The organism is Tautonia sociabilis, from assembly GCF_003977685.1.
Lineage (GTDB): Bacteria > Planctomycetota > Planctomycetia > Isosphaerales > Isosphaeraceae > Tautonia > Tautonia sociabilis.
The window spans coordinates 1-11,800 of the sequence record NZ_RYZH01000092.1; the positions used below are offsets into that span (position 1 = coordinate 1).

Consider the following 11,800-nt stretch of genomic DNA (forward strand, 5'->3'; position numbering starts at 1 on the left):
GAGATCGCGCGGCGACTGGGGATCGGCCGGACGTCGGTCCGCCGCATCCTGGCCGCCGGCTGACGGCCAGGGCCGCCCTGCGCTCGGGCCGCGCGGGCGTCAAGGATGGTCTTCACCGGACGGATACGGTCTTCTTGTGGAGGTCGATGCCGACGTGGTGCACGGGAGTCCTCCGGTTCGGTGGGGCAGGAGTTCGGTTCTACACCTCCAGTCTTCCACCGGCTCGGGGCCCCGGGCCCCGTCGGCTCGACCTCCCCTCTCATAGTTTCAACACCGCAGGCCACAAAACCCACAAACCCTTACACCAAAACGAAATGCAACAATGACCCCAGCCTGCCCGCGAGCGTACCGGACGGCGCACCGTCTCCGTCGCGATGGGCCGGGGCCGGCCGCTCGATCCCGACCGAGGACGATGGCCCGGCGATCCCTCCCCAACTCGACCCGGCCTGGCTCAATCCGACGCCCGGGCGACCACCGGGAGGGCGTGCGGGTCGTCCTCGACCGGAGCGGGGGGGGAAGGCTCGGAGGCGGGGGAAGGCTGAGCCACGTCGGCCAGCCGACGGCGGGCGACGGCGGTGAGCAGGGCCGTCGGGGCGAGCACGAAGGCGAAGCCCAGCAGGGTCATCGGCGTCAGCACCCGTCCCCAGACCCAGACGTCGAAGGCCATCGCGAAGGCCACCTGCGACAGGCCGATCACGGCGATCCGGGTCGGCACGCCCAGGGCGTACGCCCGGGTCAGGCAGATCTGCCCAATCGTCCCCGACACCGCCACACCGGCCAGCATGGCCAGCGTCACCGGGTCGAGTGGCAGGACCGGGGCGCCTCCCCGGACCGACCGGATCAGGAGCCAGGCGCCCGCGACCAGGGTGCCGACCCCGGCGAAGTGAGCCACCACCGCCCTGGTGTCCACGTTCCGCAGGCGGTGCAGGCCCATCAGGGCCACCGCCGTCGTCGCCGAGCTGAAGACGGCCACGATCGTCGCCAGGCGGTCCCCTCCCAGGTGCGGCCGCTGAATCAGCGCCACCCCGATCAGCCCGCTGGCCATCCCAAGCACCTCGGTCCCCGAGGGGGCTCTCCGCAGCACGAAGGCCGAGATGACGACGATCCAGAGCGGGTACATGCTCGTCAGCGTCAATGCGTCGGCCACCGGCAGCCGGGAGATCGCGTAGAAGTTGCAGACCAGGCTGACGCTCCCCGCCAGGCTCCGGACCCACAGGATCGGCGGCCGGACGACCACCAGCCGCACCCCGGCCGAACGGGCCAGCACCCAGGACGATCCGAGCATGAACACGGCCCTCGTCAACGCGACCACCAGCCAGTCGCACCGAGGCCCCAGCGCATGCGTGAAGCTACCCATCAGGGCGAACGAGACGGCGCCGGCGAGCATCCAAAGAGCCGCTCGGAGGGTCTGGGATTCCATGGGGGGCGGTTCGCTCGCTCGGGAAGACGCCGGGGGGAGAGTCGGCGGCGGGAGGAGGTCGGGGGGGAGGAGATCGGGCGTGTTGAGGACGGCAGCCTCGGCGATCATACCCGATCGCCCTGGACCCTGTCGCGAGCAATTCGGGCCGGGCGGACGGGGACCGGGAGGGCCGGGTGCTCCTCAAGGAGGGGATCAGGCCCCGTCCGAGTCTGGGAGGAGGGCACCCCGGCGGCCCTCTCCTCGCCCCGACTCGTGGCGGCAGAACCGGGCCACCATGGCCAGCAGCTCGGCCCGGTCGATCGGCTTGGCGAGGTAGCCGTCACAGCCGGAGCGGAGGTATCGCTCGCGGTCCCCCTCCATGGCGTTGGCCGTCAGCGCCACGATCGGGAAGCGGAACCCCAGCGATCGGAGCCGGGCGGCGGCTTCCAGACCGCCGAGGTTGGGCATGAGCATGTCCATGAGGACCAGGTGGTACGATCGGCCCCGCTCCTCGGCCTGCTCGACCGCCTCGACGGCCTCAACCCCGTCGTTGACCACGTCCAGGGCCACGCCCGCGTCGGAGAGCATGCGGCGGATGAGTCGCTGGTTGCTCACCGTGTCCTCGGCCAGCAAGACCCGGGTCCCCTCGGGGATCTCCGGAGGCTCTGGTGCCTGGAGCTCTCGACGGATGGCCTCGGCCGAGGAGGCCAGGCAGCTGGGCTCGAACAGGGGAACGCCCTCGAGCGGGCCGGGGTCGACGGTCACGATGAAGGTGGTCCCCTCGCCCGGGGTGCTCCGCACCTCGATCCGGCCGCCGAGCAGCTCGACCAGCCGCTGGCTGATCGTCAGGCCCAGGCCGGTGCTTCCCCTCGGGTCGTCGTCTCGGCCCAGCCGGCCGTAGGGAGTGAACAAGCGCTTGATCTCCTCGGCGGTCATGCCCACTCCCGTATCGGCCACCTCGAACTCCAGACGATCGGGCCCGTCTCCCTTGGGTCGGAGGCGGGTCGTCAGCCGAACCGCTCCCCGGTCGGTGTACTTCAGCCCGTTCCCCACGAGGTTGACCAGAACCTGCTTCAACCGCAACGGATCGGTGTGGATGCCCACGGGCACCGGACCGTCGAAGCCGATGTGCAGGGCCAGCCCCTTGCGGCGGGCGAGGACCCCCATCAGCGACTCGACCTCGGCGACCAGCCTCGTCAACTCGATCGGCCGACGCTCGACCTCGAGCCGGCCGGCCTCGATCCGGGAGAGGTCCAGGATGTCGTTGACCAGCGTCAGCAGGTGCTCGCCGTTCTCCCGGATCGTCCGCAAGGCGTCCAGCCGAGCCGGGTCGTCGCCGGGGCGGGCGTCTCGGATCAGCTCGTCGGAGTAGCCGAGGATGGCGGTCATCGGCGTCCGGATCTCGTGGCTCATGTTGGCCAGGAACGCGCTCTTGGCCCGGTTGGCCGCGTCGGCCTCGGAGGTCAGTTCGGCCAGCCGGTGATTGGCGGCCTCCAGTGCCCGGGCGTGCTCCTGGAGCTGAGCCTGGGCCTTGGTCCGCTCGGCCACCTCCCGGGTGAGCTGCTCATTGAGCCGCATGACTCCCGGCAGCTCCAGCGCCCGGGGCACGATCGGGATCAGGGCCGCCACCGTCAGCCACGAGGCCGTTGCCGTGACCACCTTCATCAGCCCCAGAAACCGGTAGGCCGGCCAGGTGAAGATCGCCGCGTCAACCAGGTGGGTCATCCCGCAGGAGAGGATGAACACGCCGAACAAGTAGAACAGGCCGTGGAACGGCACGTCGCGCCGCCGGTTCACGAAGAACAGCAGCACGCACGGGATGGCCAGATACGCGCCAAAGATCGCCACGTCGGCGGCGATGTGCAACCAGCCCAGCCCTGCCGTCCAGCCGGTGCCGCAATGCCAGCGCGCGGGGAAGCCGGTCGTGTCGAACAGGAGGCCGAAGAAGTCGAGCATCGCGTGGGACCGCAGGTCGGCGGAGAAGGGGAGGGGATGCCTCGCGGCCGGCGCGGTGCGCGATCGCCGAGCGGAGAGGGACCTCGCTCCCCGCGCGGTCTCCACTCACCCGTGCCGATCCGTCGGGAAACGGACAGGCACGCCGGTCAATCACGAGCCTCCGTCCAGAGCAGTGTACGTCTCGGTGGCGGAACCGAACAAGGGGGCCGGACCGATTCCGCCGCGTCCTCATCCCCCGCCGGGCGCCTCGGCCGACCAGAACTGGTCCAGGTGACGCCGCGAAAGCTCGTGCATTGCCGCCATCGCCGCCCGGATCGCCTCCAGGCTGCTGCCGACGTACCGTTCGACCACCGCCGAGGCCACCTCGAAGGCCACCACCGCCTCGACGATCACGCTCGCCGCCGGCACGGCACAGACGTCCGACCGCTCGTAGCTGGCCGGCGCCTCCCCCTTGGTGGCCATGTTCACCGAGGGCCCCCGGGCCGCCAGGGTGCTGATCGGCTTCTTGGCCGCCCGGACGACGATCGGCTCTCCGTTACTGGTTCCCCCCTCGATTCCCCCGGCGTTGTTCGTCGGCCTCCGGAAGCCGAAGCGGCGGTCGCCCGGGTCGTGGTCGGCCTCGTACCGGATCGGATCCATGACCCCCGACCCCGGCCTCCGGGCCGCCTCGAACCCGAGGCCGATCTCCACGCCCTTGATCGCTTGCACGCTCATCACCGCCAGGGCGAGCCGGGCGTCGAGCTTCCGGTCCCACTGCGCGTGGCTCCCCAGACCGATCGGGCACCCCGTGACGACCGCCTCGACCACCCCGCCGAGCGTGTCCCCCGCCTCCCGGGCCGCGTCGATCGCCGAGACGATCTGAGGGTCGACCTCGGGATTGCAGGAATAGACGGGGCTGGCGTCGCGGATGCCCGGATCCAGGGCCACCGGGGGCGCCTCGATCCCCCCCAGCTCCCTCACAAAGCCGAAGACCTCGATCCCCAGCTCCCTGAGCAACAGCCTGGCCAGGCCGCCGACGGCCACCCGCATGGCCGTCTCCCGGGCGCTGGCCCGCTCGAGCACCTGGCGGATGCCGGTCTGATACGCGATCGAGCCGGCCAGGTCGATGTGCCCCCCCCGAGGAGCGGCCGGTTCTCGAAGACGTTCGAGCTTGGCGTCGTTGTTCACCAGGCGCAGCGTGATGGGCCCGCCGGTGGTGACGCCGTGGTAGGTTCCCGAGTCGACGATGACCCGATCCGTCTCCAGCGTCTGCCGCTTGCCCCGGCCGTACCCCCCTTGTCGCCGCTTGAGTTCGGCGTTGATGACCTCGACGTCGAGCGTGACGCCCGAGGGGAAGCCTTCGACGATGGCCGTCAGGGCCGGGCCGTGCGACTCGCCGGCCGTCAGGTAGCGGAGCATGGGGGCGTCGTCTCGCGGTTCGGTCGATCAGTCGGGGGCGGTCCGGCTCGTCCGGCGGCGCCACAACCCCCGCATTATACCGTCCGCCCGCGACGACCGGAGGCGGCCCCATCCGGGCCGGACCTCAACCCGCTCCCGGGCCTTGCCGGACCGGTGCCGCCGAGCGGTCATTTCCAGGGGAACGGCCGATCGGTCAGCTGCTCGAACGCCTGGATGTACTTCGCTCGAGTCCGGGCGACGATCTCCTCGGGCAGGGGAGGGGGGGGGCTCTGCTTGTCCCAGTCGGTCGAGTCGAGCCAGTCCCGGACGAACTGCTTGTCAAACGACGGCGGCACGATTCCGGGCTTGTACGCCTCGACCGGCCAGTATCGGGAGCTATCGGGGGTGAGGACCTCGTCGACCAGCAGGAGCGTACCGGACTCCGGGTCTCGGCCGAACTCGAACTTGGTGTCGGCGAGGATCAGCCCCTTCGAGCGAGCGTGGTCGGCGGCCTCTCGGTAGAGGCGGACGCTCAGGTCCCGGAGGGTCGCGGCCAGGTCGGCGCCCACGGCCCCGGCCATCTCCTCGAAGGAGACGTTCTCATCGTGCCCCTGCTCGGCCTTGGTGGCGGGGGTGAACAGGGGGGGATCGAGCCTGGCCCCCTCGACCAGGCTGGTCGGCAGCCGCTCGCCGACGACGGTGCCCCGGGTGCGGTACTCCCGCCAGGCGCTGCCGAACAGGTAGCCCCGGACGACGCACTCGAACGGCACCACCTCGGCCTTGCGGACGACCATGATCCGCCCCTCGAGCCGCTCCCGGTCCTCGGCCGAGAGGTCGAGCCCGGCGGCGTCGAGGTCCGTCGCGAGAAGGTGATGGGGCACGTCGAGCCGATCGAACCAGAAGGCGGAGAGCCCGGTGAGCACGCGGCCCTTGTCGGGAATGCCGGTGGGCAGGACCCAGTCGAAGGCGCTGATGCGATCGGTGGCGACGATCAGCAGCCGATCCCCCAGGTCATACACGTCTCGGACCTTGCCCGATCGCTTCGCCGGGCCCGTCAGGTTCGTCTCCAGCACTGCCGGCACCGCGACACGCTCCTCGAATCGAATCGGCCGATCAATCGGGGTGTTCGGGTCACAACGTCCTGGTCGTCGCCGACCACTGTATCGAACCGGCGCTGGGGCGGACAACCTCGATCGCGGCCCTCGGCCGTCGGCCCAGCCACCGCCTCCCCGAGGATCACGCACACCAGGAGCACGACCGACCATTACGACCGAGTCGAGGGCTTCAGCATCAAGAGATCCCGAATCTCGCCGGGCGTCTTCGCCACAGCCGATCTCCATTGGCCGAACCCACCATGCGCATTCACCGCTTGGACCCACTCATTCAGATAATATCGTTTGACACGATCCTGTTCGGTCTCCTGACCCTTGGTTTCCAACACCAGACAATCACCGTTCTTCAGCCGCACGATGAAATCGGGCCGGTACTTCCGCACCACGCCGCGGTCGACGTACAGCACCTCGAAGCCCAGGTGATCGTTCTTGACCCACGCCGCCACCGCATCGGACTCATCCAGCGCGAAGGCATCCGACGCCTCCCAGGCGCTGTCGTAAACGCAGACGTTGATGTGCGACTTCTTTGTGCGCTCGCAGGGTTTGCCGGTGTACCAGGTGCGCATGTCGCCGGTGGCACGGATGGGATGGTCGCGGTCGAAGACCGGCGTCAGACGCTCGGTGTTCTCCTGCCGCACCGCCTCCCACACGTGCCGCACCACACGCGACATGTTGAGCGTGATGATCAGCCGACGGCGCAGCTCGTCCTGACCGAACAGCGGCGGCGAGATGGTGATCGTGTCGGAGCGGATGAACCGCTCGACGATCCGCACCAGTTGCGCCAGCAGCACCTCGCGGCTGCCCTGCCAGGTCTGCTTCATCTGGTCGAACACGTCGCGAGCCGTCTCGAAGATGATCCGTTGGGTACGGAACTCCCGCGCCAGCCGCTCCAGTTCGATGCGGTTGATCTTGGTGACGTCCGGCTTGCCTTCCAGGATCGGAGCCAGCTCGGCCACCCGAGCGGTCTGCGCGGCGTCCAGCTCCAGCGGGCTCGCCTTCGACCAGTCGAGCATCAGCGCCGGCAGAAAAACGCGGTCGATGCGCACGACGTTCGGCCAGCGGATCTCGAACTCGGCCTTGGCCGGGTCCGGTTCGACGGCGGTTTTCGGTTTCGGCGGGGGCGGTGGGCCATCCTCGCCGCCTTCGTGAGGCAGAAAGGTGAAGGGCACGCCGAAGATGTTCACGTACTCCGCCTCGAACCGGCCCGTCTTCGGGTCCACCTCATAGGAGGTTCGGCGCAGGCCCCGCCCCACGACCTGCTCGCACAGAAGCTGCGACGAGAAGGCGCGCAGGCCCATGATGTGGGTCACCGTCTTGGCGTCCCAGCCCTCCGAGAGCATGCCGACCGAGATGACCTTCTGGATCGTCTCGCCCGGCTGGCCGGTCTTGCCCACCGTGTCCACGGTTTGACGCAGCAGCTCGGCCTGCTCGGCCTTGGTCAGTTTGCGCTCCACCGGCCCGCCCACCTCCTCGTCGTCGCCGCTCTCGTCGACGACTTCCAGCGGCTCGGCGGCGTCCTCCTTGGCCTCGGCCTGCTCCAGCACCTTCGAGTCGATGTGCAGCACGCGATCTGGGTCGCACAGCTCGTCGATGTGGATGCGCTTCGAGTCGAAGGCGTGCTTCACGCGCGCCGCCGTCTCGGTGCGGTTGGCGACCGTGATCATCACCGGCGGAGTCGGCAGACCCGCCGCCTTCCAGGCCTTCCTCGCCTCGAGCCAGTCGTAGCCGAGCAGGTAATAGGCGTTCAGCACCAGGTCGGGCAGCGGTTCTTCCGGCTGCGCCTTGCGGTTCAGGTCGTCCTTGACCTCAGGATCGTTGTAAATGTGGTAGAGCCGCGACTTGCAGGTTTTCGCATCCGGCACCGCGTCGTCGCGCACCACCACGCGCGGGGTCTTCACCAGCCCAGACTCGATGGCGTCGTTCAGGCCGAAGTCGCTGACGATCCAGCCGAACAGCGCTTCCTCGCTGCTCTTCTTGCCCGAGGGGGTGAAGGGCGTGGCCGAGAAGTCGTAGCAGCCCAGGATGCCCCGCGAGCGGTGCAGCCGGTCCAGTCCGCCGATCCAAATCGTCGATTCCTCCACGTCTTCGCGCTTGTACTTGCTGGCGGCTTCTGGGCTGACGCGCCAGGCGTGGTGCGCCTCGTCGTTGATGACGAGCAGATTGTGGGCGCTGGCCATCTCGCCGAGCACCTCGCGCGTGTAGGCTTCGTCGCTCTTGGCGCCGCGCTTGTCCACGCTGCGGCGCTTTTTGATCTGTTCCTCGCTGTCCCACGCCAGCGCGTGCCAGTTGCGTACCAGAACCTTGCCCTGCCGCAGTTGATCCAGCAGCGCTGAGGGCACGATGTGGAACGCCTCGTAATCGTTGCCGGTCGCGGCCGGCTCCAGCACCGACAGGCGGCTCTTGACCGTCAGTCCGGGGGCCACGACGAGCACGTTCTTCGAGAACCGAGCGTCCCTCGGGTTCGCCACCTTGTTGAGGATGTGCCAGGCGATCACCATCGCCATGACGATCGTCTTGCCCGAGCCGGTGGCCATCTTGCAGCACTGGCGAGCGAACGCGCCGCCATCGCCCGGGATCGCGATGCCCACCCGCTCGGCGGCGGGCGCTTCCATCAGCCAGATGAGCGTCTCCACCGCTTCCAACTGGCAGAAGAAGAACCGGCGCGTGTCGAACTCCTCCGGGTCGCGCCAGTGATCGAGCAGCCGCTTGGTGATGCTGGTGACGCCGGGGTAGCCCGCCTCGCGCCAGGCCTTCACACGCGGGCGGATCTGATTGACGATCGGAATCTCGACGAAGATGCCCGGATCGTCGAAGGCGCGCGACTCGCCCGAGGCCACCACGTAACCCGCCGGGCGGCGGCCTTCCACCAAATCAAAGGTGCGCGTCTCGCGGTCGTAGCGCCAGTGCCGCAGCGGCTCGTCGAATGGCGAATTGATGATGAGCCGATCGATGGTGGTCTTCGCCATCACTCCAGCTCCATCACCTTCAGGCTTTCGATCCCGCGGTCGTCCACGATCTTGACCGCGATGCGATTGTGCTCGCCCGCCTCGAAGGGCAGCGACACCGTGCCGCGATAGGCTTCGATCCGTTCCTCGTCGATCTCGGCCTTGAGGTTCTTCGCCAGCCGCGCCCAGCCGCCTTCCTTCGCGCCCGCCATCGGGAAGAAGACCTGCCGCGGATAAAGGCTTCGGCCGTCGTAGTCGGTATCGAGCAGCCAGACGGCGATCTTGTCCGAGCCGCCCGATTCGATGCCGCCGGTCTTGGTGTTGTAATAGTCGAAGCCGTGCACCGAGACGACGTAGTTCCCCTCCTTCTCTTTGCGCACCTCGACATCCGGCTGGCCGATGAGCCAGAACGATTCGTTGCTGGCGCGCTTTTTCTTGAGGTCGTCGGTCAGAAGGTCGGCGTTCATCTGCACCTTGAGGAACTGCATGCCGGCCAGCTCGGGCTTCATCGCGTCGATGTCTTTGGCCGCCTCGGGATCGAACTGAAAGGCGGCGAAGACCAGCAGGTTCGGTTTCGGCACGAGCTGCTGTGCGTCCTCCCAGGCACGCTGCACCTGGCGTTGTTCCAACGGCGCGTGCTCGGGGCCGAAGGAAACGACGACGCGCATCGGGCTGGAGGCCGGGCCGGTCTCGCGCACCGAATCGGCCCCCTCGTCGCTGGGGCGGGTTTCGCCGTCGGCGTGCAGCCATCGGCAGCCGGGCAACGGCTCGAGACGAGCGAAGCGGATGTGCTGGCCGCTCTTTCCGCGGATGCCGGCGCGCAGCAGTTCGTCGCGCCATTCGGCCTGGCGCAGCGTCTCGCCGGAGCGGGCGATGGAGGCATCCGCCGGTTGCGGTTTGTCTTCGAGCATCTCATCCAGTGATTTGACCGCCGGCGCGGGGACGGCCTCCACCGTGAACGGCCCGGTCACGCGCACCTTCTTGCGGTCCACGAAGGGCTGATCGTAGAGCGTCTCCTGCGGCGCGTGGCGGGCGATGGCGGCGTCGATCTGCTCGCGCGTCATCCCCTCCTTGATGTCCGGGTTGTTGGCGATGGATTTCAGCGTCACATGCGGCACGGTCTTGTACTTGAAGCCGCTGCCGACGCCCTCCTCGGGATGCGCCAGCTCGTAGTAGTCGAAGACCGCTGTCATCAGGCGTTGCTTCGCCAGCGTGAGCGCCACGCGGGAGGTATCGCAGGTGATCCAGCGGCGGCCCCATTGCTCGGCAACGTAGGCAGTCGTCCCGCTGCCGCAGGTCGGGTCGAAGACGAGGTCGCCGGGGGTCGGTGGTCATGAGCATGCAACGCTCGATGACCTTCGCGCTGGTTTGCACAACAAACACTTTCTCCGACTCGCCTTTGGTATCCGTCCAGAGATTCGATAGCTTCATCACCGGATAATCGTCGACAAATGTGAGGTATCGGAGCGTCTTCCCTGAAGCAGATAGCCTGTCGGCTCTCTTGAGCGCCTCGATGCCAACTCGGTTTGTCTTCCAGCTCTTGCCAGATGTCGGGTCAAACTTCCGACCGTTGTACTCGATCGGGAAAATGCAGGTTGGGGTGTACCCGCTTGAGACAAGATTGTCTGTGCCGAACACACGCGCACCCTTCGGCAGCAGTTTCGGCTCTGCACGTTCCTCCGGCGTCATTGCTCGCCGAGTTCCGTCAGGAAGCTGAACCGAGGTAAACACCGTGCCTTCTCCGACTGCACGCTCGGCAAAGACATAGCGATACTTGATTGCGTCTTTATTCTTGGCATACCACAATAGGTAATCGGAAACGCCGGCTAACCCGGCCGATGTAAGTGGAACGGAAGTGCGGAAGGCAATCTGCGCGCAGAAGTTGTTGGCCCCGAGAACCTCATCCATAAGGTTGCGGACAAGATGCACATTCTCATCGCCGATCTGCACGAACACGCTGCCGCTCTCGGTCAGGAGTTCCCGCGCCAGCAGCAGCCGGTCGCGCAGGTAGGTGAGGTAGGAGTGAATGCCCAGTTCCCAGGTGTCGCGGAAGGCGCGGATCTGCTCCGGCTCGGCGGTCAGGTCCTCGTCCTTGCCGTCCTTCACGTCGCGCTTGTTGACGAAGGGCTGGAAGTTGGAGCCGTAGCGGATGCCGTAGGGCGGGTCGATGTAGATCATCTGCACCTTGCCCGCCATGCCCTCTTTTTCCAGCAGCGAGTTCATCACCAGCAGGGAATCGCCCGCGACGAGCCGGTTCGACCAGCCGTGCTGGTGCTGGTAGAACTCGATGGCCTCGCGCAGGGGTTCCTGGCGTTCTTGCTCGAACAGCGTCAACTGTCGCGCTTCGCCGATGCCGTTGTTCCTCTTCTTCACCGCCTCGATGATGGTGCGCGGGGCGATGCGTTCGTGGACGTGGAGCGAGACGGTCGGCACCTCGAAGGAGGTGTGCTCGGCCTTGCCCGCCCAAACCAGTTGCGGATCGAGGTGCGGGTCGTAGGCGTAGGTCCGGTTCTTCCGCCCGGCGTCGGGGTCGGTCTCCGGCGTCACCAGGCCCACGGGGGGGTTGTTGACGCGCTGCTTGTCCCGATGCTCATAGGATTCAATCGGGCGGTTCGAGGTCGATGCCGTCTTTTTCGTTCGAGCCATCAGGTTCGTCCTGTCGGCGTCCTCGCGGCCTCCCCTGGGAGGCGAACAGGTTCTCGGCCGCTGAGCGGGTGTTCGGGAACACGCCCGCTCGTCCGCATGATTCCGGACACTCGTGAAATTGTCTCGACCCCCGACCCAGGACGGAAGGGGTTGGCGGGTTCTTGGATTCATCAGCGCCTCGCCAGGGCGCCCACGGCTCCGCTCCGGCTCTTGGAGCACGATTGCGAGGCGAACCAGCGGTATCCGTCCGGTGAAGACCATCCTTGACGCCCGCGCGGCCCGAGCGCAGGGCGGCCCTGGCCGTCAGCCGGCGGCCAGGATGCGGCGGACCGACGTCCGGCCGATCCCCAGTCGCCGCGCGATCT

The 11,800-nt window shown here is 67.7% G+C and carries 5 protein-coding genes and 1 pseudogene; all 6 read right to left on the reverse strand.

From position 1 onward, the window contains the following. Positions 1-451: 451 nt before the first annotated feature. Positions 452-1,420: a DMT family transporter gene (locus tag TsocGM_RS24950; RefSeq protein WP_126728183.1), complete on the reverse strand. Its 969-nt coding sequence runs from the start codon at positions 1,418-1,420 to the stop codon at positions 452-454. Between the two features lie 192 nt (positions 1,421-1,612). Further along, positions 1,613-3,460, reverse strand: coding sequence for an ATP-binding protein (locus TsocGM_RS24955; RefSeq protein WP_126728184.1), 1,848 nt, complete (start codon positions 3,458-3,460; stop codon positions 1,613-1,615). Between the two features lie 123 nt (positions 3,461-3,583). Then, complete coding sequence (aroC, locus tag TsocGM_RS24960; protein WP_126728185.1) at positions 3,584-4,753, reverse strand: chorismate synthase; 1,170 nt, start codon at positions 4,751-4,753, stop codon at positions 3,584-3,586. Between the two features lie 167 nt (positions 4,754-4,920). Further along, entirely contained in the window at positions 4,921-5,814 is an 894-nt protein-coding gene (locus tag TsocGM_RS24965; RefSeq protein WP_233579184.1) for a phosphoribosylaminoimidazolesuccinocarboxamide synthase, read from the reverse strand. 182 nt (positions 5,815-5,996) lie between these two features. Beyond that, positions 5,997-8,810, reverse strand: a complete 2,814-nt coding sequence (locus TsocGM_RS24970) for a BPTD_3080 family restriction endonuclease (protein ID WP_126728187.1) — start codon at positions 8,808-8,810, stop codon at positions 5,997-5,999. Continuing rightward, positions 8,810-11,435 (reverse strand): annotated as a pseudogene (locus tag TsocGM_RS24975) (site-specific DNA-methyltransferase). Before TsocGM_RS24975 ends, TsocGM_RS24970 begins: the two are co-directional and overlap by 1 nt. Between the last annotated feature and the right edge of the window lie 365 nt (positions 11,436-11,800).

Excerpts from the sequence above, each read along its gene's own strand:
- aroC (WP_126728185.1), bottom strand. The coding sequence starts at position 4,753 with ATGCTCCGCTACCTGACGGCCGGCGAGTCGCACGGCCCGGCCCTGACG.
- TsocGM_RS24950 (WP_126728183.1), bottom strand. The coding sequence starts at position 1,420 with ATGGAATCCCAGACCCTCCGAGCGGCTCTTTGGATGCTCGCCGGCGCC.
- TsocGM_RS24970 (WP_126728187.1), bottom strand. The coding sequence starts at position 8,810 with ATGGCGAAGACCACCATCGATCGGCTCATCATCAATTCGCCATTCGAC.